Raw genomic sequence first — 23,306 nt, 5'->3', positions numbered from 1 at the left:
CGGTATGTCAACAAATCGCGTCGCGATCATCATCGGTGCAGCGTCGGGGATCGGCTGGGCCAGCGCGCAGGCGCTGGCCGCCGACGGCTGCCGAATCGTGCTTGCCGACCGTGACGCCGACGGCGCGGCCGCCCGGGCTTCCGAGTTGGGTGCCCCGCACACCAGCGCCTATGCCGACGTCACCGACGAGGACTCGGTGCAGAAGCTGTTCGAGACGGCTGGACCGGTCGACATCGTGCTCAACTGCGCCGGGTTCAGCAATGTCAGCCTGATCGCCGACATGCCGGTCGAGGATTTCCGCTCGGTTGTCGACGTCTGCCTCAACGGCGGATTCATCGTCGCCAAACACGCCGGCCGTAACCTGCCCGAAGGTGGTGTCCTGGTGTCGATTTCATCGTTGAACGGACGTCAGCCCGCGGCGGGCATGAGCGCCTACTGCGCAGCCAAGGCCGGATTGTCGATGCTGACCCAGGTGGCTGCACTGGAACTCGGGCCGCGCGGTATCCGGGTCAACGCGATCGCGCCGGGGTTCGTGCGGACCCCGCTGACCGAGCCCGCCGCGATGATCCCGGGTGTGGTCGAGGACTACATCGACAACACCGCACTGGGCCGCGCCGGCACACCCGAGGACATCGCCGGTGCCGTGGTGTTCCTGTGCTCGCCGCAGGCGTCCTGGCTGACCGGCGAGGTGCTCGACCTCAACGGCGGTGCACACCTCAAGCGGTACCCCGACGTGCTGGGTCACGTCATGAAGCTGGCCCAGGCGTGACCAGCGAGCTGGCCGGCAAGCAGGCGCTGGTCACCGGTGCCGGATCGGGAATCGGCGCGGCGCTGTGCCGAGCGCTGGCCGCCGCCGGCGCCGAGGTGCTCTGCACTGACATCGACGGCGACGCCGCCGCGTCGACCGCCGCAACGCTCGGCGCCCGGTCGGCACGTCTCGACGTCACCGATGCGGCCGCCGTGCAGGCCGCGGTCGACGGTGTCGTGGAGCGGGCCGGAAAGCTCGACCTGATGTTCAACAACGCCGGCATCGTCTGGGGCGGCGACACCGAACTGCTGACCCTCGATCAGTGGAACGCCATCATCGACATCAACGTGCGCGGTGTCGTCCACGGAGTCGCAGCGGCGTATCCGCAGATGATCCGGCAGGGCCACGGCCACATCATCAACACCGCCTCGATGGCCGGCCTTGCTGCAGCGGGCCAGCTCACCAGCTACGTGATGACCAAGCATGCCGTCGTCGGGCTGTCGCTGGCCCTGCGTTCGGAAGCCGCCGCCCATGGCGTGGGCGTGCTGGCCGTATGCCCGGCCGCGGTCGAGACCCCGATCCTGGACAAGGGCGCGGTCGGCGGTTTCGTCGGACGCGACTACTTCCTGCAGGGCCAGGGGGTCAAGACCGCCTACGAGGCCGACCGGTTGGCCGCCGACACCCTGCGCGCCATCGCCCGAAACAAAGCCATCCTCGTCAAACCCCGTCGCGCCCATGCCTCCTGGCTGTTCGCCCGGCTGGCTCCGGGCCTGATGCAGCGGCTCTCGATGAAATTCGTCGCCTCACAACGCGCCGGCCAGGCCGCCCACGGCTCCGCATTGGGCACCGACGTCACCCTGGAGTGACGCTCAATGCCGACCGTCATGCCGGGGTGACGATAGGGTCAGCCCAACGGCGGGAAGGGGCCCGATGAAAGACGAGTTCTCTCTCACCCAGAAGCGGGCACTGGCAGTCGTGACCGTGCTGGCCGTGTTGCTCGGCGCCTACTTCCTACGCGGCTTCTTCGTCCTGATCGTGATGGCCGCGGTCGGCGCGTACCTGTTCACGCCGCTGTACCAACGGTTTCAGCGCCGCATGGGCACCGGCCTTTCGGCCACGCTGACGGTGTTGGTCGCCATCCTGATGGTGATCATCCCGGTATCGCTGGTCGTGTTCATGGCCATCGTCCAGGTGACCCAGCTCGTCAACACGGTCAGCACCTGGATCGCCGACACCGATGTCAGCACGCTCGGCGACCGGGCCCTGCAGCTGGTCAACTCGCTGCTGGGACGGGTGCCGTTCCTGGATATCCACCTCACCGCGGATTCGTTGCGCGACACCGTGGTCAAGCTGTCCCAGCACATCGGCGAGTGGCTGCTGGGAATCCTGCAGGGCGCGGTCGGCGGCATGGTCGGCGCCATCACCGCGTCGATCATCTTCCTGTACGTCTTCATCTCGATGCTGGTCAACAGCGCCGAGATGGCCACGCTGATCCGCCGGCTGAACCCGCTCGGCGAGGAGATCACCGACCTGTACCTGGCCAAGACCGGCGCCATGGTTAAGGGAACGGTCAAGGGCCAGTTCGTGATCGCGTTATGCCAAGGCGTGGCAGGTGCCATCTCGATCTACATCGCCGGCTTCCACAACGGATTCTTCGTCTTCGCGATCCTGCTGACCGCGCTGTCGGTGATCCCGCTGGGCGGCGGGATCGTCACGATTCCCTTCGGCATCGGAATGATGTTCTTCGGCAACATCGTCGGCGGCATCTTCGTGGTGGCGTTCCATCTGCTGGTGGTCACCAACATCGACAACGTGCTGCGTCCGTGGCTGGTGCCCAAGGCCGCCCGACTTGATCCCGCGCTCATGCTGCTGGCGGTGTTCGCCGGCATCTCGATGTTCGGATTCTTCGGTCTGGTGATCGGGCCGGTGCTGATGATCATCATCGTCACCACGGTCAGCGTCTACCTGGCGGTCTTCAAGGGCGTCGAGCTCGAGACGACCGAACCCGACGAGCCGGGACAGCGCCCGTGGCGGCGGTTGTGGGAGTGGTTCCAGAAACGGCTCGGGGGTCAGAAAGCTGAACCCCGAGCCGAATCCGAAGCCAAGGCCGAGAGCTAGTTGTTCAGCCGCTCGGTGAGAAACGCCACCACCCGCTTGCGTGCCTCATACGCGGGATGCCCGTCGACCTCGCGCACCTGATCGGTGAGCACCGAATGCGCGGATGCCGGGATGCCGTCGGGATTGCCCTTCTTCGAGTTGATCTCGATGACCTCGAAGGCGTCGCCGAGCCGGGCCTTGAGAGTGGCGAACCGCTCCCCGGGGGCCATCCGGTCCTGGCTGAACCGCAGGGCCAGCGCGCACAGGCCGTCGTTGGCGACCCGCTGTTCGACGATCTTGAGCTCGGCTTCCGACATGCCCGGATCGCGTTTCTGCGCCGCGGTCAGGGCCACCGGGATCGACGGCTGACTCAGCACCGGCGCGAGCACGCTGTCGTCCACCGCGGCGGCGAGCGCGAACCCGCCGGTGAAGCACTGCCCGATGACGCCGACGCCCTTGCCGGGAGTGTTGGCGTTGAGATCGCGGGCCAGGGCCCGTAGGTAATGCGCGACGGGACGGTCGGCGTTCGTCGCGAACGCCGCGAATTCCTTTGTCACGCAGGCTTTGACCATGACCGGGATGGCGCCCGGACGGACGGCAGCCGCACCCGGGGTACCGAACAGCGACGGTGCGGCCACCGTGAAGCCGTTGTCCACCAGATGGTTGCCCAGCGCGAGCACGCCGGGATGCAGGCCGGGGATCTCGGGAATCAGGACGACACCGGGGCCTTCGCCCTTGCGGTACACGTCATAGGTCTGATCGGCAGCGGTGAATGGGGTGGCTGTCCACCCGGTGAGATCTGCAACTGGCGACGACAACGCGGGCTCCATCCGGTAGTGCGTCACGGCCTCTTGATCGGCAGCGGCGACTGCTTCTGCGTCGCACTCGCCAGCGTACGGTACTCATCAGTACCACCGGCGCCCGTGATGGCAACCTGCGCCGGTCCGCTCAGCCTCGTCGTCCACACCGGTTCCGGGTCGCTGCTCTCGTAGACCACCCAGGTCACCCCGTCGACGTCCTCGGTGCCGGACGCATACGAATCCGGCTTGATCGAGGCCACCAGGGCGGCCTCATCCGCGTTGCTCTGGGTCAGGCTCAAGTACTTCCCATTGGGGGCCAGGTAGCCGATGCGCGAGGACACCGCGCGACCGTGCTGGCCGTCGGGAAGCGTCAGACCGCCGTCGATGCCGTGGCGGCTGCCGGAGTTGGGCTGCCAGCCATCGGGCAGCTGGGGCAGCCGGATCGGGATCTTCAGGGTGTCGGCGTCAGCCTGCAGGGCGGCCGGCGCATCGAATTCCGGGGCCGGGCCGGCCCCGGGCCCACCCGCCTGGAACGAGCACATGCCCAGCATTCCGGCCAGGACGATGCAGGCCACGACCAGCGGGGCCATCGACCAGAACATGTCCCGGCCGTCCTGCAGCAACCGCGACTTTTCCGGCTTCGGGACCGGGGTTGGCTGGGAGGTCGGCTCGGAGGACATGCTCGCCAGTATCCCAGCTCCCAAACGCTGACCACGTTCTGGGACAATCTGGGCCATGAGTCCCACGCGGGGAGAAGCCCCGGATCGCAACCTTGCCCTCGAACTCGTCCGGGTGACCGAGGCCGGCGCCATGGCCGCAGGCCGCTGGGTCGGTCGCGGCGACAAGGAGGGCGGGGACGGGGCCGCCGTCGACGCCATGCGTGAGCTGGTCAACTCGGTGTCGATGCGCGGCGTCGTGGTGATCGGCGAGGGCGAGAAGGACGAAGCCCCGATGCTCTTCAACGGTGAAGAGGTCGGCAACGGCGACGGACCGGAGTGCGACTTCGCCGTCGACCCGGTCGACGGCACCACGCTGATGAGCAAGGGCATGCCCAACGCCATCTCGGTGCTCGCCGTCGCCGAACGCGGCGCCATGTTCGACCCGTCGGCGGTGTTCTACATGAACAAGATCGCCGTCGGCCCCGAGTGCGCCGACGCCATCGACATCACCGCCCCGATCGGCGAGAACATCCGGCGGGTGGCCAAGGTGCGCGGCGCCTCGGTCAGCGATCTCACCGTATGCATCCTGGACCGGCCGCGGCACGCCCAGCTGATCGAAGATGCCCGCTCCGCCGGTGCCCGCATCCGGCTGATCACCGACGGTGACGTCGCCGGTGCGATCTCGGCCTGCCGCCCCAACTCGGGCACCGACATCCTGGCCGGCATCGGCGGGACGCCCGAGGGCATCATCGCCGCGGCTGCGATCCGCTGTATGGGCGGCGCCATCCAGGCCCAGCTGGCCCCGACCGACGACGCCGAACGCCAGAAGGCCATCGACGCCGGCTACGACCTGGACCAGGTGCTCTCGACCGACGACCTCGTCTCCGGTGAGAACGTCTTCTTCTGCGCGACGGGTGTCACCGACGGTGACCTGCTCAAGGGCGTGCAGTACTACCCCGGTGGCTGCACCACCCAGTCCATCGTGATGCGGTCCAAGTCCGGCACCGTCCGGATGATCGAGGCCTACCACCGGCTGACCAAGCTCAACGAGTACTCCGCCATCGACTTCACCGGCGACAAGACCGCCGCCTACCCGCTCCCCTAACTCGCTAGAAAGGCATTCATGAGCACCGACAACGCTGTCGAGACCGAATACCGCATCGAGCACGACACCATGGGCGAGGTCCGCGTGCCGGTCAACGCCCTGTGGCGGGCGCAGACCCAGCGGGCCGTGGAGAACTTCCCGATCTCCTTCCGCGGGCTGGAGCGCACCCAGATCCGCGCGCTGGGCCTGCTGAAGGCAGCCTGCGCGCAGGTCAACAAGGACCTGGGTCTGCTGGCCGCCGAGAAGGCCGACGCCATCATCGCCGCCGCCGGCGAGATCGCCGACGGCCTGCACGACGATCAGTTCCCGATCGACGTCTTCCAGACCGGCTCGGGCACCAGCTCCAACATGAACGCCAACGAGGTCATCGCCTCGATCGCCGCCCGCAACGGTGTGACCGTTCACCCCAACGACGACGTGAACATGTCGCAGAGCTCCAACGACACGTTCCCGACGGCCACCCACATCGCCGCCACCGAAGCCGCTGTGCGCCACCTGATTCCGGCGCTCGAGGTGCTCCACGAGTCGCTGGCCGCCAAGGCCAAGCAGTGGAAGACCGTGGTGAAGTCCGGCCGCACCCACCTGATGGACGCGGTGCCGGTGACGCTCGGCCAGGAGTTCGGCGGCTACGCCCGCCAGGTCGAGGCCGGGATCGAGCGGGTCAAGGCCACGCTGCCCCGCCTGGGTGAGCTCGCCATCGGCGGGACCGCGGTGGGCACCGGGCTCAATGCCCCCGACGGCTTCGGCCCCAAGGTGGTCGAGGTGCTGGTCAACCAGACCGGGCTCGCCGAACTGCGCACCGCCGCAGACTCGTTCGAGGCCCAGGCGGCCCGCGACGGGCTGGTCGAGGCGTCCGGTGCGCTCAAGACCATCGCGGCCTCGCTGACCAAGATCGCCAACGACGTGCGCTGGATGGGCTCGGGCCCGCTGACCGGCCTGGGCGAGATCCAGCTGCCGGACCTGCAGCCGGGTAGCTCGATCATGCCGGGCAAGGTCAATCCCGTTCTGCCCGAGGCGGTCACCCAGGTGGCGGCCCAGGTCATCGGCAACGACGCCGCCGTCACCGTCGGCGGCCTGTCGGGCGCCTTCGAGCTGAACGTGTACATCCCGATGATGGCGCGCAACGTGCTGGAGTCGTTCACCCTGCTGGCGAATGTGTCGAAGTTGTTCGCCACCAAGTGCATCGACGGCCTGGTCGCCAACGAGGACCACCTGCGCACCCTGGCCGAGTCGTCCCCCTCGATCGTGACGCCGCTGAACTCGGCGATCGGCTACGAGGAGGCCGCCAAGGTCGCCAAGCAGGCCCTCAAGGAGAAGAAGACCATCCGCCAGACCGTGATCGACCGCGGCCTGATCGGCGACAAGCTGTCGGAGGCCGAGCTGGACAAGCGCCTCGACGTGCTCGCCATGGCGAAGGTCAAGGACGGCGAGTAACTCCGCCCTGTGATTGCAGAGGCGCCCCGAAACCACCAGGTTTCGGGGCGCTTTTGTATGCGCGCTAGTCGGGAAGCGGTGCGGCCCAACGCAACACGGTTCCGCCACCGGGCCGGTCGGTGATGGTGAACCGGCCACCGGCATCCAATGCCCGGGCCCGCAGATTGCCCAGGCCGCTCTCGGTGACCTCGGCGGCGATCCCGCAGCCGTTGTCGGACACCTCGACGGACAGGTCGTCGGCCACCTCCACCAGGACGGCGAGTTCGGTTGCCCCCGAATGACGTACCGCGTTGCTGATCGCTTCACGCAGCACCGCCTCGGCATGATCGGCCAGGGTCGCATCGACCACCGACAGCGGTCCGACGAACCGCGTGCTGGTGTGGATCGGTGCGTCGGAGAACTGGGCGATCACCTCGTCGAGGCGCTGCCGCAGCCGCGTCGTACCGGCCTGGGCGCCGTGCAGATCGAAGATCGCGGTCCGGATCTCCTGGATGACCGTCTGCAGGTCGTCGACGGTGGCGGTGAGCCGTTGCTGGACCTCCGGCGATTGCGCCCGCGGGATCGTGCCCTGCAGAGACAGGCCCACCGCGAACAGGCGCTGGATCACGTGGTCATGCAGGTCCCGGGCGATCCGGTCGCGGTCGGCGAGGATCTCCAGCTCACGCACACTGCGCTGCGAGCTGGCCAGCTGCCAGGCCACCGCGGCCTGGTCGGCGAACGCCGCGGCCATGTCGAGTTGCTCAGCGGTGAAAGTCCGGGCGCCCTCGGCGCGCACCGCCACCAATACCCCGGCGACAGTGTCGAACGTACGCAGCGGCAGCACCAGGGCCGGGCCACCCGAGCCGTCGAGCTCTAGTCGGTCCAGCCGGTGCGGGGTACCGTCGCGGAACGCCTCGCCGACCGCGTCCTCGGCGGCGTGCCGGCCCACCGGAATCGAATCGATCATGGTCGGACTGCCCGCCGTGGCGGCCACCACCAGGGCGTCGGCCTCGGCGGACGGAACCTCGCTGCCGGGTACCGCGACCACGATGCGGTCCGCACCGGTCAGTTTGAGCGCCTCGTCGGCGACCATCCGGAACACCGTCGCCGGTTCCGTGCCGCTCAGCAGTTCGGTGCCGATGTCGCGGGTGGCCGCAATCCAGGCCTGCCGGTCGCGCGACAGCTGGTACAGCCGGGCGTTCTCCACGGCGACGCCGGCAGCCGCGGCCAGGGCCTCCACGAGCACCTCGTCGTCCTCGCTGAACGGCTGCCCGTTGGTCTTGTCGGTCAGGTAGAGGTTGCCGAACACCTCGTCGCGGATCCGCACCGGGACACCGAGAAAGGTCCGCATCGGCGGGTGGTTGGACGGGAACCCGACCGAGGCGGGATGCTCGCGGATGTCGTCGAGGCGGATCGGTTTCGGATCGTCGATCAGCACGCCGAGCACACCCCGCCCCTCGGGCAGATGCCCGATCAGCGCCCGGGTCTCGTCGTCGATGCCTTGGTAGACGAACTCGGTCAGCTCGTGGTCGTCGCCACGCACACCCAGCGCGCCGTAGCGGGCGTCGACCAGCTCGATCGCGGTCCGCACGATGGTGCTCAGCGTGAGCTCGAGGTCCAGCCCCGAGGTCACCGCGAGCATGGCCTCGACCAGCCCGTCGATCCGGTCGCGGCCGGTGATGATCTCCTCGACGCGGTCCTGGACCTCGGTGAGCAGTTCGCGCAACCGCAGCTGCGACAGAGTGTTCCGCAACGGAGGGGTTCGCTGTTCATCGTCGGGGTGGGCTCCGTGACCAGTCACGTCCACCATGCTGGCACTACCGGCTGCAACGCACCAAGCGCGTCCAGGTTGTCACCCCGCCGCCGGTTCAGGTCCGAACCGGAAGCGACGACCGGTGACCCGGACCGGTGACACCCGTACATAGTGCGTCTTCGCCGTCGCCGTCCACGGAAGTAACTGCGCCTGCTCGGCTTCGTCGAGTTCCTCGTCCGTGCGCAGGGTGCGTGCGACACCTCGCACGATCACGCTCCAGCCTTCGGCCGCGGTGTGATCGTCGGCTTCGAACACCACCTGGTTGTTGATCGCGGCACTGATCAGTTTCGTGCCCGCCGCGGTGCGGAACAAGATGGTTCGATTCTGCACCACGAAGTTCACCGGGAAGACGTGCGCCTCGTCGTCGACCGCGGTGACGAGGCGGCCGAGCGACACCCCGCCCAGCAGCTCCCAGCTCTCGCGCTCGGACAGAATCGAGACCGGCTCACTGCGCGTTGACGTTCCGGACCCCGAGACGGTGTCGACATCATGGCTCATGGCCCGAGATTATTGGTGTGAGGATCGCAGCACCACGGGCGAAGGCCCCGACCATTAGGGACCAAAGACCCTGGGAGCCAGGACTACTCGCGGTGACGGTCCAGCGTCGAGGCGAATACGGCGGCCTGCGTCCGGCGTTCCATGCCCAGCTTGGCCAGTAACCGCGACACGTAGTTCTTGACCGTCTTCTCGGCGAGGAACATCCGGGCCGCGATCTGCCGATTGGTGAGCCCCTCCCCCAGCAGATCCAGCAGCACCCGCTCCTGCTGCGTCAGCCCGGCCAACGGGTCGGAACGCTCGGCGTCCCCGCGCAGCTTGGCCATCAACGCCGTGGCGGCACGGTTGTCCAGCAGCGACTTCCCGGCCCCCACGTCCTTGATCGCTTTGGCCAGTTCCATGCCCTTGATGTCCTTGACCACGTAGCCGCTGGCGCCGGCCAGGATGGCATCCAGCATCGCCTCGTCGGAGGTGAACGAGGTCAGCATCAAGCAGCGCAGATCGGGCATGCGCGACAACAGTTCCCGGCACAGCTCGATGCCGTTGCCGTCGGGCAACCGCACATCGAGCACCGCGACATCGGGCGCCAGCGCGGGCACCCGGGCCATCGCCTGGGCCACCGAATCAGCCTCGCCGATCACGTCGAGCTCCGGGTCGGCGCTGAGCAGGTCGATCAGCCCGCGGCGAACCACCTCATGGTCATCGACCAGAAAAACTCTGATCATCCCCCGAGTCTCACAATCGCGGGCGCCGATCGCAAGTGAGCACCGCGCAACCCGAGCGGGCCACCGCGCTCTGCAGCCCGGCCGAATCCTGGTGATCCGCACCGACCACGAGCACCTGTGCCGACTCCGGATGTGCCGTCAGGTATTCCGTGGCGCTGTCGTAGCCGTCGATGCTCTGCGCGTCGAGGTCTGGCGAGCGCTTCAGCGCACGGCTCAGGCGGCGCTCGAGCTGTGCGGCCGACAACCGGTCGCGCTCGGCGACAGCGGTCTCGTCGTACATCTCACGGTGCCGGGCTCCCCAGGTGGTCAGCACCCGCAGGGGCGCGCCGCGCCGCACGGCTTCGTCGATCGCCGTGTGCAGGGCGTCGTTGCTGGCGGTGCGGCCGTCGGCTTCGACCACGACGGCCGCACCAGCGGTGAGAGCAATGGTGGAGGCGGGATCGATCAGGGTGTCGGTCATGGGTCAGCTCCTATGGGGAAGGTCAGGATTCGAAGGTCAGGAAAGCCTCGACAGCGCGGCGCGGGGTGGGCGGCGGCGCGTCGGTGAGGGTGGGGGCGATGCCGATCCGCACCAGCAGCTGCGGGCAGGCGTCGCGGCCGGTCAGGGTGGCGATGATGTCGCGACTGGCGTGCAGCTCGCTCACGTGGCTGACCGGGCAGGTGGCCAGTCCCGACAGCGTGCATTCCAGCAGCAGCGCCGACAGTGCCTCGCCGGCGTCGAGGGCGTCGGCCCGGCTGTAGCCGTCGGTGGACAGCACCACCAGGGTGGCCGAATCTTCGCGAACCGTGGGACGCCGATCGGTGTGTGCGGTGACCGGGAAGGTGCGTGCCACCGCGACGCGCTCGCTTTCGGCGGCCGACACCAGCGAGTCCTGTGGAATACCGTCTTCGGTCGCGAACGGTGTTGTCCACCAGGCAAGTTCGGCGTGGTAAGCGGAATCGTAGAGCCGCAGCGACTCGGTCAGTTCGGCGGCCTCTGCCACGGTTTCGCGCATCTCCTCTGCCAGCACGTCCAGGTGTACGGGACCTTCGGCCAGCCGCGCCCGCAGCAGCACTTCGAAGGCATCCCAGTCCGCGTACCCGGTCATGGGCAAGCGGTCGGTGCGCCGGGCCAGGATGGCGTCGGCCCTGCGGCGGTGGGCCTCGGTGACGAAGGGCATCGGCGAGAACTGCAACGTCGCCAGGTGATCGGGGTCGTTCGGATTGGGGAAGCGGTCGACGGCGGTGTCCCACCCGGCCGCGGCCATGGCGACCCGGAGGTGGTCCAGGAGCACGCCGCAGCTGATGACCGCTTCACGCGAGGACCGGTCGGTCGCACTCACCACCCGGTACGGGTCGAGGAACAGCTGCAGGCCGTCGTGTTCGGCCACCAGCCGCCACGGTTGGGTGTTGTGCAGGGAGGGCGCACGCGATGCCAGCTGCACCGCACGGGTGAGGGTCGCTGTGTCGCACATCGTGTCGGGCATGCTTCAAGCCTCGTCGTGCCCGGGCCCGCCGGTTAGGGTCTTTGGTCCTCAAACCGACGCGATGTGCGTCTCATGCCCCATTGTTGGGGCCGCCCGAATTCGCCCCGGGAATGTCCGTGATCGGGAAGTTCGGCATCGGAGCGGGCGAGGGCGTCGCGGGCAACGCCGGGATCTCCTCCGGCGGGATGTCCTTGAGCGCCTCGGCCGGCGGCACGGGCGGCCCGTTGTCCCGGCTGCCGTAGCTGGTGCCGGGCTCGCGCTCACCGAGCATGTGGCTGACGGTCACCAGGTGGTAGCCGTTGGCCTTGAGCACCGGGATGAACTGTTGCACGAGATCCACGGTGGACGAATAAGTGTCATGAAAAAGTACGACAGCACCCGGCTTGATCTGCGTCATCAGCATGTACCGGGTGGCGGCGGTGTTGGCGTCGTTGGCCCAGTCGAACGGGATGACGTCCCAGTTGATGTCGGCCAACCCCTGCTTTCGGGCCTCGGCCAGGACCTGGTCGTTGATCAGCCCGCCCGCCGTGCGCACCAGCTTCGGCCGCTGGCCCGTCGCGGCCTCGATGGCGTCGCTGGCCTTGCTGAACTGGGCCGGGATGTCCTCCGGCGGGATGGTCGTCATGTTGGGGTGTTCCCAGGTGTGACTGCCCAGTTCCATCCCGGCCTCGACCACCCGCTTGGAACCCTCGGGATTGGCGGCGACCTTGTTGCCGATCTGGAAGAACGTGGCCTTGGCGTCGTTGTCCTTGAGGATCTGCAGGAGCCGGTCGGTGTACGGCCCTGGCCCGTCGTCGAAGGTCAGTGCGACGCACTTCTCCTTGGAACAGTCCACGTCATCGGGGCCGTCCCGGTGGATGTGGCCGGTGAGAACTCCCACCACCACGACCACGACGGCGGCCGTCACGCCGACTGCCGTCCACCGCCACGCCTGACTGTTGGGGAGCCTCGCCACTCCGGCAGCCTACCGGCTGGCGATTTGTGCACCTCCCGTAACGCCTGCCGTTACGGGAGGTGCACAAATCACTCCGACTCAGGGCAGCGCGCCGGGGCTGAACTCCTCCAGCATCTCGGTGACGAGCGCCGCGATCGGCGAACGTTCACTGCGCTGCAGTGTGATGTGGGCGAACAAGGGGTGGCCCTTGAGCTTCTCGATCACCGCCGCTACACCGTCGTGGCGGCCCACCCGCAGGTTGTCGCGCTGGGCCACGTCGTGGGTCAGCACCACCCGCGAACCCGCGCCGAGCCGTGACAGCACGGTCAGCAACACGTTGCGTTCCAGCGACTGTGCCTCATCGACGATGACGAACGAGTCGTGCAGGGACCGGCCCCGAATATGGGTCAGCGGAAGCACTTCCAGCATTCCGCGGGCGAGTACCTCCTCCAGCACCGCCGGGCTGGCCAACCCTTCGAGGGTGTCGAAGACGGCCTGGGCCCACGGGCCCATCTTCTCGCTCTCGCTACCCGGCAGGTAGCCGAGATCCTGTCCGCCGACCGCATACAGCGGACGGAACACCACGACCTTGCGCTGAGTTCGCCGTTCCAGAACGGCTTCCAGGCCCGCGCACAGAGCGAGCGCGGATTTGCCGGTGCCTGCCTTGCCGCCGAGAGAGACGATGCCGACCGACTCGTCGAGCAGCAGATCGAGGGCGACGCGCTGTTCGGCTGACCTTCCCCGGAGGCCGAACACTTCGCGATCACCGCGCACCAGCTGCACCCGCTTCTCGGCGTTGACCCGCCCGAGCGCCGACGAACTGCCACCCAGCAACCGAATTCCGGTGTGGCAGGGGAGATCCCGAGCTTCGGTCAGATCGATCTCGCCGTCGGAGAACAGCGTGTCGATATCCTCTGGCGCCACGTCGAATTCGGTCATCCCGGTCCAGCCGGACACCACGACATCCTGCGCGTGGTACTCGTCGGCAGCCAGGCCAACCGCGCCGGCTTTGACGCGCAGCGGGATGTCCTTGCTCACCAGCGTGACATGCTTACCCTCCGCAGCGAGATTGGCCGCACACGCGAGGATCCGGGTGTCGTTGGTCTCGGTGCGGAAGCCCGTCGGCAACACCGACTGGTCGATGTGATTCAACTCGACCTGCAGCGTGCCGCCTTCTGCGCCAACAGGAATCGGCTGATCCAGCCGTCCGTGCTCAAGCCGCAGATCATCGAACATCCGTAGCGCCTGCCGAGCGAACCAGCCCAGCTCGTGGTGATGCCGTTTGGCCTCCAGCTCGCTGATCACGACCAGCGGGACCACCACTTCATGCTCGGCGAACCGCGTGCATGCCCATGGATCGGACAACAACACGGATGTGTCGAGCACATAGGTACGGACAGGAGTATCAGTCACGTGGCGCTCCTAGAACCCGCGCGGCCCCACACGAGTTGCTCGGTGGACACTGCGGCACCAGGACCGGAGCCGGTCCTCTCGTGATCTAACCGATCGGTACCGTCCGGACAGCAGAGCATGTCGCTAGCCATCGGATTTGACGCTACTCCCGCCTCGGCGGGGTTGCTGTCTGGCGCGCCGCGTGTATGACGCCCGGCGCGTTACGTGTTGATGAACTCCTGGAGTGCAGGCTCGTCGGCCAGCCCCCAGGCGCTGATCCGGTCGGAGATGACCTTCGCCAGAGCGGCCTTGTCGAAGATGCCGGCCTCGGCCACCACGGCGACCTTGTCCTGGTAGGCGTCGATGTCAGCGCCGATCACGTCGAGCTCGCGCGCCCGGGCCGCGATGGCCGCGACGGTCTCGTCACGATGGGTGCCCAGCAGGTGCGACACCAGGTTGGCGAAGAACTCCTCGTGGCGCTCCTCGTCGAGGACGATGCGGCCGACCAGAGACTTCAACACCGGCTCGGCGATCTGTGCCTCGAGGTTGCGAGTGAACACCGCATGCGCACGCTCGAAGAACGTCATGAACACCAGCGTCTCGATCTGGCTGTAGCTGTCGGCGCGGTAGCCCTTCATCACATGCTCGACGCGCACGTCCTCATTGGCCGTCGGGTCGATCTCGCGGGTGACGACGAGGTAGTTGCGCAGCGCGACGGCGTGCAGGTGCTCCTCGGCGGTCCAGCGGCCCAGGAAGCGGCCCCACTTGTCTTCGAGGATGAAGTGCTCGACGAGCTCACGGTGGTAACCGGACAGGTTGTCCTTGGTGATCAGCAGGATCTCCAAGGCGTCGGTGACGTTCTTGGGCAGGGTCACCTGCGAGGGGTCCCAGTCCTGGCCACCAAGGAAGGCGAAGTTCTCGCCCTGGTCGAACGGCACGTAATCGTGCGCGTACCACAGATCCTCGGTATCCAGGTGTCGACGCAGCTCAGCCTCCACAACCGGCTCGAGCTCCAGGGTCATCGCATTAGCTACAGGTTTCTGTGCCATGGAGTAACTGTAACCCGGGTTCACATGTTTCTGAAAGTGGGGCCGTTGTGGTGCGGCCCACACGTTCAGAGGGTCAGGCCCGGGTACAGCGGGTTGGCGTCCAGCAGCTCCGCCGAGGCCGCGCGCACGCGCTCAGCGGTTCCGTCGGCCAGCTTGTACTTGGCCTTCGAGGTCCCCTCGGCCTGCGTGTTGGACAGCACGTCGACGATCAGCTCGGCCACCCGGTCGAAGTCGTCGGCGCCGAATCCGCGGCTCGTCAGCGCCGGCGTGCCCAGCCGGATGCCGCTGGTGTACCAGGCGCCGTTGGGGTCGGCCGGGATCGCGTTGCGGTTGGTGACGACGCCCGCGTCCAGCAGCGCGGACTCGGCCTGGCGGCCGGTCAGACCGAACGACCGCACGTCGAGCAGCACCAGGTGGTTGTCGGTGCCACCGGTGACCAGGCCCGCATCCCGCTTGACGAAGCCGTCGGCCAGCGCCTGGGCGTTGTCGGCGACCTGCTGAGCGTAAGTCCGGAACGACGGCTGGCGCGCCTCGGCCAGCGCGACGGCCTTGGCCGCCATCACGTGGCTCAGCGGCCCGCCGAGCACCATCGGGCAACCCTTGTCCACGGCAGGCGCGAATTCCTCGGTGGCCAGCACCATGCCGCCGCGCGGTCCGCGCAGCGACTTGTGGGTGGTGGTCGTGGTGACGTGGGCGTGCGGCACCGGGTTCTCGTCACCGGTGAACACCTTGCCCGCGACCAGCCCGGCGAAGTGCGCCATATCGACCATCAGGGTGGCGCCGACCTCGTCGGCGATCTCGCGCATCTTGGCGAAGTTCACCCGGCGCGGGTAGGCCGAGTAGCCCGCGACCAGCACCAACGGCTTGAACTCGCGAGCCGCCGCGGCCACCGCGTCGTAGTCCAGGAAACCCGTCTCGGGGTTGGTCCCGTAGCTGTGCTGGTGGAACATCTTGCCCGAGATGTTGGGCCGGAAGCCGTGTGTCAGGTGCCCGCCGGCATCCAGGGACATGCCGAGCAGGCGCTGGTTGCCCAGCTTGTTGCGCAGGGTCTCCCAGTCCGCCTCGGACAGGTCGTTGACGTGCTTGGCGCCCAGTTCGGCCAGGCCCGGCGCCTCCACCTTGGTGGCCAGGATGGCCCAGTAGGCAACGAGATTGGCATCGATGCCGGAGTGCGGCTGGACGTAGGCGTAGGGGGCCCCGAACAGTTCACGCGCGTGCTCGGCGGCCAGGGCTTCGACGGTGTCGACGTTCTGGCAGCCCGCGTAGAAGCGGTGCCCCACGGTGCCCTCGGCGTACTTGTCGGAGAACCAGGTGCCCATGGTGAGCAGCACCGCCGGGGAGGCGTAATTCTCACTGGCGATCAGCTTGAGCGAATCACGTTGATCGGCAAGCTCTTTGCGGGTGGCTGCCGCGACCCTGGGCTCGACGGATTCGATGACCTGCAACGCGGCCTGGTAGGCGGCGCTTGAGGTGTCGGCGTAATCAGCGCCGGAAGCCGCGGGCAAGGTGGATGACGAGTCTGCTGCCATGTCTTTTAGCCTAGTCGGGGCGGTTGTGGCCGTTGATCGGGCCCGGGGCTGGATAGCCGGGATAACCGGGCTGGGGGAACGGCTGCTGAGGTTGCGACGCGACCGCGAGGCCCTTGGTGAGCTTGGAGAGCAGCACGAACCACGCGGCGGGCCCGACGAAAACGCAGCCCCACCAGAGCAGCAGGCTCACGGTTTCCGCCCACGGCCGCTCGCCGAGCAGCTTCATCAGGATCGACGGGGTGGTGCCACTGTCGCCTCCGTCGGCGCCGAACAGGCCGAAGCCGAACATCGCCGACCACACGACGATCTGCGCCCAGGCCTGCCCGGAGGTGAGTTCCGGCCCGGGTAGCCGACGCATCATCCTGGTGGTCGCCACCAGAGAGAGCACGAGCACAGGCGAACAGAGGACGACGAACACCATCATCCAGCCGAGCGGCACGAACAGGCCGCGCCCGACGGCCATCCAGAGCACCAACAGAAGGTTGAGCGGGGTGGCGATGGCGGGGATGTCTCGCCTCAGAGACGACATCGTCGGAGCCTAAGCCCGCAATGCCGACGGGATCAGCAGCAGATCACTTCGTGTGGTTCCAGGCGCCGCCGGCCTTTCCGTTGGCGTAACCGCCGCCCGGCCACCCCTTGCTCCAGTCGTGACCGGCCCAGGCGCCGCCGGGCCACCCCTTGCTCCAGTCATGGCCGGCCCATGCGCCGCCGGGCCACGGGATCACGAGGCCAGGTGTTGGCGGATCCACGGTTTCGCCATTCAGAACGACGACGGGATCGGCATTGGCCACCGCCGTAGGTCCGGCCAGCCCCATCGAGCCGGCCACCACGATCACGCCGGTCATCAACTTCACCCGGTTCGATTTCGTCCTCGTTGCAGCCATGTCGACTCCCAAGCTGTGACCCGGTTTCATCGCCGCGATGTTCAGCAAATATTTTACGCTTCATCGAACGGGCCGATCAACCAGCTGGACAGCGCCCACCCCGAGACGGGAAGCAGCGCAAATCAAGGTCAGTATTTGCAGTTGCAACGGTCGTTTCCGAGAACGCGCCGAACGCCAGGACAAGCACCCGGCCGGCGGGAGCGCCGAATTCCAGAGCGCTCGTCAGCAAACATTTTTAGTTGCTGTGATTCCAGGCGCCGCCAGCCCTGCCGTGGATCGCAGCGCCGCCGCCCTTGCCGTTGGCGAAACCGCCGCCGGGGTATCCCTTGCTCCAGTCGTGGCCGGCCCACGCGCCGCCGGGCCACGGGCTGACCAGGGGCGGGATCTCGGTGCCGGAGATGGTGGGGACGCCGGCGATGCCAGAGATGGCGGACGTCACCGGATCGCTACCGACCTTGGTGAAGGGCGCTTTCTTGCCGCCGGGGCTGACCGGCGCCACCGGATCGCTGCCGACCTTCGTGACGGGGCCGGCGTTGGCCACCGCGCCAGAGCCGAGGATGCCGGCAAGCGCCATCGCGCCCGCCGCCACGGCCACGCCGGCCGTGCGCTTGATCCTGTTCAGACTTTCCCTTGTTGCTGCCATGGTCATTTCCTTTGCCCGACCCGGCACTACCACCGGGCCTACGGCAACAATGTTACTGACCGGTAACTGTGTGGTTCAATTACTTGAGACCGAGGTCATAAGTGAGTGCCAACACAACATCGAACACCGCCAGACAGCCTCACGACAGGCCATCACGGCGACGCCGGAATCGGATCGAGAATTTGCTGCCAGCTCCGGCAGCCGGCCATCCGATCGGCTCAGGAACCCCGCAACGTCGAGGGAATCAGCGGCTCGTCGAGCAACCGACCGAAGCGCTGGGGCAGCGTCACACCGTCGGGCCGGTCGTCCAACCACGCCCGCAGTAGCCGGTAACCCTCGACGTAGGTGCTGGTGTAGGCCCGCCACAGCGGCGAGGACAGGAACCGCAGCGACTGCCTGGCCCGGTCGTCGTCGACCAGCAGCCACCGCTTGAGGAACTCCGCGACTTCGTCGATGTCGCGATGCTCGTCGTGCAGCATCAGCGCCGCGTCCTGACGCACGTCGGCCAGCCCCGCCACCGCCTCCGAGATCGCCTCGGCGCGCTCCCCGTCGAACCGCAGCCCCAGGTCGGCGTAGATGTCGGCCGCCCATGCACCCCAGCCCGGCCCGACGATGGCATGCAACGCCAGGTCGGCCAGGCCCTCGGCCATCAGGCACTGCGGGGTGTTGACGAGGAAGATCGTCTGTTCCAGTTCGCCGTCGCGGGCCACCAGGCCGGCCTCTTTGCGGCAGTGCTCGGTGTGATGGCCCGGGTAGGACTCGTGGGCCACCAGCCGGGGCAGATTGGCCATCTGTTGCTTGAGGTCGGCGTTGACCGCGACGGTCGACTTGTAGTCGCCCAGGTAGTAGTTGAACCCCGACCATGGTTTGTCGGTGACCACCTCATAGGTGATGGTCTCGGTCTCGGGCAACGGATACGCGGCACGCACCTTGTCGCGCAGGGCCGAGGAGAACGCGTGGATGCATTCCTCCAGCCGGGCCGGCGGGATCTCGTCTCCGGTGCGGTGCGCCTGAATTCGCTCGGCCAGCGGGCCGGTGCCGCCCAGTGCATCGTCGAGTTTGGCGTGGGCCTGGCGGTAGCGCTCGGGGTCGCCCTTGCCGATCCGCACGTCGAAGTAGGCCTGCACCTCGTCGACGAAACCGACCTGCTCACCGGCAAATTTTCGGCCCGCGCAGTTGAGCGCGCGCAGGTGCGCGGCGATGTATTCGGCCCGGTCGTGGTCGAGGTCGTCGGGGATCTGGGCCAGTAACCGATCGGCCTGACGGGCCAGCTCGGCCGGGTCGGGTGCGGGCTCGTTCTCGACCGCGCGACGCAACTGCGGGTCCCCGGTGAAGGAGTCGACGTAGCCGTCCTCGACACGATCGAAGCGCAGTCCGAGCAGCAGGTACTCGCGGACGAAATCGGCTGAGTCCGTCCCCGAGCCGATTCCCAAGTCCATCCCGTTTCCCATGCCCACAACCGTAGATGTAAGACTGACCGAATGCCGCGGCCGAGCGAGCCGAGCCCCTATGTGGAGTTCGACCGAAGTCAATGGCGTGCACTGCGCATGTCGACACCGCTGAAACTCACCGAGGATGAGCTGCTGCGCCTGCGGGGTATGGGCGAGAAACTCGACATCCTCGAGGTCGAAGAGGTCTATCTGCCCCTGGCCCGGTTGATCCACCTTCAGGTGGCCGCCCGGCAGCGCCTGTTCGCCGCGACGGCGGAGTTCCTCGGTGAGCCGCAGCAGAATCCGGACCGGCCGGTGCCGTTTGTCATCGGCGTCGCGGGCAGTGTGGCGGTCGGGAAATCGACCACCGCGCGTGTGCTGCAGGCCCTGTTGGCCCGCTGGGGCCACCACCCCCGGGTCGACCTGGTGACCACCGACGGATTTCTCTACCCCAACAAGGAACTCAACCGCCGGAACCTCATGCACCGCAAGGGGTTCCCGGAGAGCTACGACCGGCGCGGGTTGATGCGGTTCGTCACCGCGGTGAAATCGGGTGCCGACGAAGTCTGTGCGCCGGTGTACTCACACCTGCTCTACGACATCGTGCCGGGCGAGAAGCAGGTGGTGCGGCATCCGGACATCCTGATCCTGGAAGGGCTCAACGTCCTGCAGACCGGGCCGGCGCTGATGGTCTCGGATCTGTTCGACTTCTCGGTATACGTCGATGCGCGCATCGAAGACATCGAGCAGTGGTACATCTCCCGGTTCCTGACGATGCGCTCGACGGCGTTCGCCGATCCGGCCTCGCACTTCCACCACTACTCGACGCTGACCGACGAGCAGGCCGTGTTCGCCGCGCGCGACATCTGGCATTCCATCAACCGGCCCAACCTGATCGAGAACATCCTGCCGACCCGGCCGCGAGCCACCCTGGTCCTGCGCAAGGACTCCGACCATTCGATCAACCGGCTGCGCCTGCGGAAGTTGTGATCAGCGGGCCGCAGCGCACATCGAAGCGCTCGCGCACGGTGTCCAGGGTGCGACGCAAATGCTCCCGGTCCCGGTGATGAGTCGCCAGGAACCGGCCGGTGGCCGACAACTGACGCGGCATGGGATACCAGCGGTTGAAGTCCAGGCCGCATTCACGGAACACCTTGACCGGCACCGCATCCGTGATGAGGCTGAGGTTGTACTGAGCCAGGGTGAACATGGCGTAGACCACTGTCTTTCTGGACTTCTGCGCCAGGTCCTGAATATCGAGTTCGTAGAGCGGCACCGTGTTCAGCTTGCCCAGAAACATCAGGTGCGTTGCGAAGTAGGCTGCGTATGAGGTCAGATGCATAGTGGCGGAACGCATTTGGAGCGACAAGACTGATCCTTCACCGGATACATACGGCTCGTAGGGATATTCGCCCTTGGTGAGGTATCCGGTGCAGTTCACGATCCAGCTGCCCGGCGAGACTGTTTTCCTGGCCCCGCTGCGCAACACCAGATCGGTGGAACCGTTGCTGTCGACGACGTCGACCAGGTGGTCCATCATCACCTCGTTCAGGCCCGCGGCGATGGCGGCGTTCTCGGCTTCGGACAGCACCCCGGCCAGGAAGTGGGCAGCCCGCGGTGTCGGATAGGTGCCGTAGGTCGACCGATACCACCTGGCGACCTCGTCCTCGTTGGTGCCGTCGAAGAGCCGGGTCATCTCGATGGCCATCTTGGTCAATCCGACCCCACCCCACCAGCGCCGGGCACCGGCCGGGAAAAACCGATCCCGGTTGGTGTAGAAGGTGCCCGAGCCGGCCAGCATGTTCACCTCGCGCCCCGGGCTCGACCTGATCAGTGCGTGTGCGGTGTCCATGGCGGTCTTGCCGCTACCGATCACCCACACCGGGGTGTCGCTGTCGTGGATCTCCCCGGAGCGGACATCACACGAGTCCGGTGACACCGACCGCACCCGGTCACTGGACAGCTCGAGCGCATCGTTGGGCGTCACCCGCAGGCCGTAGGCCTTGATCAACCGGCCGGCCCGGACGGTGTGCGGTTGCCCGGCCCCGTCGCGGCAGATGATCTGCACTGCGCCATCGATCACATCCGCCGACTCGAACTCCCAGCCGAACCGTTCCTCGACCCGCACGCGTTGTTTGATCTGTTGCAGACAGTGCGCGAAGTGGTCGAGCACCTCCGGTTTGGTGGCGAGGTACGACGGTTCGCGGCCCAGCGTCCACTTGATGTCGCCGGCGGTGAACATCGGGTGGGGCTGGTGCAGCCGCACGTACGGGTAGGTGTCCACCCACATGCCACCGACCCGTGGGCGACGGTCGATCAGGATGATCTTCTGGTCGGGTCTGAGATATCTGCTCGCCACGAACAGTGCGTTCATTCCGCACAGACCGGCGCCGATAATGCAAACGTCGCAGCTGTCCGCAGCTGTTGTGGTCATCGCAGCCTCCAGTGACTCCCCCAGAGGTCAGTCTGCGACGCCGGCCCGTGATGGTCGTGAGTAGTCGGCTGCCCGAATCGGCGACGCTCAGGCGCGTTCCCAGCCGCCCCACTCGTTGCCTACGAATCGCCCGCCGTCGGCGATCGCGAAATGGTGCAGGAACACCTGGAGCGCCGGCTGCATGCGCTGATGCAGTTCGGTCATCGCGGTGACCAGTTCGGGGGTCATCGGATCCTCCCCCTCGGGCTTCTTCGGCGGGATCAGCCCCAGGTGCAGCGCCATCTCCAGCTGGTAGAAGGTGAAGTCGCCGTACGGCCGCTTGGGATCGCAGCCGGGCACCTCGTCGTCGAAATAGGGATCGGACAGTTCCCAGCTCATGTTGGCCAGCAGGGTGCGGTGCTGATCGGTCAGGCCGAACGTCCCGGACTCCGGCAGCTTCTCCACGAAGAACGAGTACTCATGGTCGGCCGGCGGACGCTCGTAGGTGTATTCGCCTGCGGCACAGGTGCCGAACCGGGTGGCGATGCGCAGCAGATCGAGGTCGCCGGGTTCGGTCTCCCAGTCCGGCGGAAAACACGGCGCGCCCACTTCGGTTCCGTCCCAGCCGACCCGTACCGCCCGCAGCCGCTCGGTGTGCTCTGGTGTCCAGTGCAATTCCACTCGACCATTATCGGCCAGGCACGCAGATCGCCCAGAACCGCAACGGTTCTGGGCGATCGCAGGTCGGTCAGGCCGGGATTCGCTTGACCCCGACGTACTGCAGTTCGGCCATCGCCAGCGTGTAGATGCCGGTGCCGATGACGAAGACCACGCCCGCCGTGGTCAGGGTCATGGTGAAGACGGCGACCAGTGCGATCACCGTGCAGGCGGCGTTGGCGATCACGGTGCCGATGCCCGCCGGACGCACCCGCTCGATCCCGGCGAGAGCGAACACCACGATGCCGTAGACGACCGAGAAGATGCCGACCCCGTACTCGACGGATTGCGGCAGACCGGTGAGATCGGCGAACCACCCGGCCGCGGCCAGCAGCGCGATCCCGCTGATGCCGACGAGGACTGCGTCGAGCCGCATGGCCAGGCGCAGCAGCGAGTCCGCTGACTTCCTGGTGCCCGCGGCTCCGGTGGCGGTGATGGCGGTCATGATTCTCCTTCTCTCCGATGTGATTTCTTGTCGTGCATTGACTTCGTGCGATGGAGCACGGTGCGGGGATACTCGCCGTAACCTCTTCCGGCGGCACCCCGCACCGGCTCGGGAAGGAGTCACGCCAGACGGCGCACTCCGCGGTATTGCAGCCAGGCCAATACGACGGTGGCGCTGACGAATCCGAGCACCAACTCGACGCCGGTCCCAGTCAACGGCAACCAGCCGGTCACGATGGCGACGACCGTCGCGACCGCGAAGGCCACGTTGCCTGCGAGGACGGCGATGCCCACCCGGCGGACGTGCGAGGCCGCGGCCAGCACGTACAGCAGGGCGCCGTAGCCGACCAGCGCGGCGCCGACGAACCACCCGGCGGTGGCGGACACGCCCGCGATGCGGGCCAGCTGATCGGCGGCCATGGCCACCAGCAGTCCGACGCCGGCGCACACGGTGGCATCGGCGCGCAGGGCGAACCGCAGCAGGGAATCTCCCACGGCCGATCCGGCTGTGGGGTCGGCCAGTGGCTGGTGCAGGGTGGCGGTCATGTCG

The 23,306-nt window shown here is 67.3% G+C and carries 25 protein-coding genes; 6 read left to right on the top strand and 19 right to left on the bottom strand.

The window, feature by feature from the left end; all coding sequences use genetic code 11:
• Positions 1–4 precede the first annotated feature (4 nt).
• From ACNQVK_RS12175 to ACNQVK_RS12165, 3 genes are all read left to right on the top strand, one after another.
• The gene (locus ACNQVK_RS12175; protein ID WP_418029715.1) at positions 5–769 is read left to right on the top strand and encodes an SDR family NAD(P)-dependent oxidoreductase; all 765 of its coding nucleotides are present in this window, start codon (positions 5–7) and stop codon (positions 767–769) included.
• Entirely contained in the window at positions 766–1,614 is an 849-nt protein-coding gene (locus ACNQVK_RS12170) for an SDR family NAD(P)-dependent oxidoreductase (RefSeq protein WP_418029714.1), read from the top strand. The genes ACNQVK_RS12175 and ACNQVK_RS12170 overlap by 4 nt, the downstream gene beginning before the upstream one ends.
• Before the next feature lie 64 nt (positions 1,615–1,678).
• Positions 1,679–2,866, top strand: coding sequence for an AI-2E family transporter (locus ACNQVK_RS12165; protein ID WP_418029713.1), 1,188 nt, complete (start codon positions 1,679–1,681; stop codon positions 2,864–2,866).
• On the opposite strand, the gene ACNQVK_RS12160 is transcribed toward ACNQVK_RS12165, so the two are convergent.
• Both ACNQVK_RS12160 and ACNQVK_RS12155 read right to left on the bottom strand, forming a co-directional pair.
• A complete protein-coding gene (locus ACNQVK_RS12160) occupies positions 2,863–3,663 on the bottom strand; it encodes a dienelactone hydrolase family protein (RefSeq protein WP_418029712.1) in 801 nt (266 codons plus the stop codon). The genes ACNQVK_RS12165 and ACNQVK_RS12160 overlap by 4 nt on opposite strands.
• 23 nt (positions 3,664–3,686) lie before the next feature.
• On the bottom strand, positions 3,687–4,325 hold the full coding sequence (locus tag ACNQVK_RS12155; protein ID WP_418029711.1) for a DUF4245 domain-containing protein: 639 nt from the start codon (positions 4,323–4,325) through the stop codon (positions 3,687–3,689).
• A 55-nt stretch (positions 4,326–4,380) separates the two neighbouring features.
• Here ACNQVK_RS12155 and glpX point away from each other — a divergent pair, with 55 nt between their 5' ends.
• Both glpX and ACNQVK_RS12145 read left to right on the top strand, forming a co-directional pair.
• Entirely contained in the window at positions 4,381–5,409 is a 1,029-nt protein-coding gene (glpX, locus tag ACNQVK_RS12150; RefSeq protein WP_044519933.1) for a class II fructose-bisphosphatase, read from the top strand.
• A gap of 18 nt (positions 5,410–5,427) precedes the next feature.
• Positions 5,428–6,843, top strand: a complete 1,416-nt coding sequence (locus ACNQVK_RS12145; protein WP_418029710.1) for a class II fumarate hydratase — start codon at positions 5,428–5,430, stop codon at positions 6,841–6,843.
• Positions 6,844–6,907: 64 nt separating this feature from the next.
• On the opposite strand, the gene ACNQVK_RS12140 is transcribed toward ACNQVK_RS12145, so the two are convergent.
• The 13 genes from ACNQVK_RS12140 to ACNQVK_RS12080 all read right to left on the bottom strand — a co-directional run bounded on the left by ACNQVK_RS12140 (position 6,908) and on the right by ACNQVK_RS12080 (position 19,203).
• Positions 6,908–8,632 carry a GAF domain-containing protein gene (locus tag ACNQVK_RS12140; RefSeq protein WP_418029709.1) on the bottom strand — a complete coding sequence of 575 codons (1,725 nt, stop codon included), beginning with the start codon at positions 8,630–8,632 and terminating at the stop codon, positions 6,908–6,910.
• 42 nt (positions 8,633–8,674) lie between these two features.
• Entirely contained in the window at positions 8,675–9,133 is a 459-nt protein-coding gene (locus ACNQVK_RS12135) for a pyridoxamine 5'-phosphate oxidase family protein (RefSeq protein ID WP_418029708.1), read from the bottom strand.
• A gap of 83 nt (positions 9,134–9,216) precedes the next feature.
• Entirely contained in the window at positions 9,217–9,855 is a 639-nt protein-coding gene (gene dosR / locus ACNQVK_RS12130) for a hypoxia response regulator transcription factor DosR/DevR (RefSeq protein WP_418029707.1), read from the bottom strand.
• Positions 9,856–9,865: 10 nt separating this feature from the next.
• The gene (locus tag ACNQVK_RS12125) at positions 9,866–10,315 is read right to left on the bottom strand and encodes a universal stress protein (RefSeq protein WP_418029706.1); all 450 of its coding nucleotides are present in this window, start codon (positions 10,313–10,315) and stop codon (positions 9,866–9,868) included.
• A 22-nt stretch (positions 10,316–10,337) separates the two neighbouring features.
• Positions 10,338–11,321 (bottom strand): Acg family FMN-binding oxidoreductase, encoded by a 984-nt coding sequence (locus ACNQVK_RS12120; RefSeq protein WP_418029705.1) that lies wholly within the window; start codon positions 11,319–11,321, stop codon positions 10,338–10,340.
• 70 nt (positions 11,322–11,391) lie between these two features.
• The gene (locus ACNQVK_RS12115) at positions 11,392–12,276 is read right to left on the bottom strand and encodes a polysaccharide deacetylase family protein (RefSeq protein ID WP_418029704.1); all 885 of its coding nucleotides are present in this window, start codon (positions 12,274–12,276) and stop codon (positions 11,392–11,394) included.
• 78 nt (positions 12,277–12,354) lie between these two features.
• Positions 12,355–13,668, bottom strand: a complete 1,314-nt coding sequence (locus ACNQVK_RS12110; RefSeq protein ID WP_044519940.1) for a PhoH family protein — start codon at positions 13,666–13,668, stop codon at positions 12,355–12,357.
• A gap of 200 nt (positions 13,669–13,868) precedes the next feature.
• Complete coding sequence (locus ACNQVK_RS12105; protein WP_418029703.1) at positions 13,869–14,696, bottom strand: acyl-ACP desaturase; 828 nt, start codon at positions 14,694–14,696, stop codon at positions 13,869–13,871.
• A gap of 65 nt (positions 14,697–14,761) precedes the next feature.
• A complete protein-coding gene (locus ACNQVK_RS12100; protein WP_418029702.1) occupies positions 14,762–16,225 on the bottom strand; it encodes a glycine hydroxymethyltransferase in 1,464 nt (487 codons plus the stop codon).
• Between the two features lie 10 nt (positions 16,226–16,235).
• A complete protein-coding gene (locus ACNQVK_RS12095) occupies positions 16,236–16,754 on the bottom strand; it encodes a hypothetical protein (RefSeq protein WP_418029701.1) in 519 nt (172 codons plus the stop codon).
• A 43-nt stretch (positions 16,755–16,797) separates the two neighbouring features.
• The gene (locus tag ACNQVK_RS12090; RefSeq protein ID WP_211155558.1) at positions 16,798–17,109 is read right to left on the bottom strand and encodes a hypothetical protein; all 312 of its coding nucleotides are present in this window, start codon (positions 17,107–17,109) and stop codon (positions 16,798–16,800) included.
• 235 nt (positions 17,110–17,344) lie between these two features.
• Positions 17,345–17,752 carry a hypothetical protein gene (locus ACNQVK_RS12085; protein ID WP_418029700.1) on the bottom strand — a complete coding sequence of 136 codons (408 nt, stop codon included), beginning with the start codon at positions 17,750–17,752 and terminating at the stop codon, positions 17,345–17,347.
• Positions 17,753–17,970: 218 nt separating this feature from the next.
• A complete protein-coding gene (locus ACNQVK_RS12080) occupies positions 17,971–19,203 on the bottom strand; it encodes a DUF885 domain-containing protein (RefSeq protein WP_418029699.1) in 1,233 nt (410 codons plus the stop codon).
• A 30-nt stretch (positions 19,204–19,233) separates the two neighbouring features.
• On the opposite strand from ACNQVK_RS12080, the gene coaA reads away from it, so the two are divergent.
• Positions 19,234–20,172, top strand: a complete 939-nt coding sequence (coaA, locus tag ACNQVK_RS12075; protein WP_003884290.1) for a type I pantothenate kinase — start codon at positions 19,234–19,236, stop codon at positions 20,170–20,172.
• Here the strand turns inward: coaA and ACNQVK_RS12070 are convergent.
• From ACNQVK_RS12070 to ACNQVK_RS12055, 4 genes are all read right to left on the bottom strand, one after another.
• Entirely contained in the window at positions 20,144–21,616 is a 1,473-nt protein-coding gene (locus ACNQVK_RS12070) for an FAD-dependent oxidoreductase (RefSeq protein WP_418029698.1), read from the bottom strand. The genes coaA and ACNQVK_RS12070 overlap by 29 nt on opposite strands.
• Positions 21,617–21,703: 87 nt before the next feature.
• Complete coding sequence (locus ACNQVK_RS12065) at positions 21,704–22,276, bottom strand: hypothetical protein (protein WP_418029697.1); 573 nt, start codon at positions 22,274–22,276, stop codon at positions 21,704–21,706.
• Positions 22,277–22,343: 67 nt separating this feature from the next.
• Positions 22,344–22,757, bottom strand: a complete 414-nt coding sequence (locus ACNQVK_RS12060) for a hypothetical protein (RefSeq protein ID WP_418029696.1) — start codon at positions 22,755–22,757, stop codon at positions 22,344–22,346.
• Positions 22,758–22,876: 119 nt separating this feature from the next.
• Complete coding sequence (locus ACNQVK_RS12055; protein WP_418034134.1) at positions 22,877–23,302, bottom strand: hypothetical protein; 426 nt, start codon at positions 23,300–23,302, stop codon at positions 22,877–22,879.
• Positions 23,303–23,306: the final 4 nt, after the last annotated feature.

Source organism: Mycobacterium sp. 134, assembly GCF_048282715.1.
Lineage (GTDB): Bacteria > Actinomycetota > Actinomycetes > Mycobacteriales > Mycobacteriaceae > Mycobacterium > Mycobacterium septicum.
The sequence above is the reverse complement of the archived record's forward strand: the minus strand, read 5'-3'. Positions and strand labels throughout refer to the sequence as shown.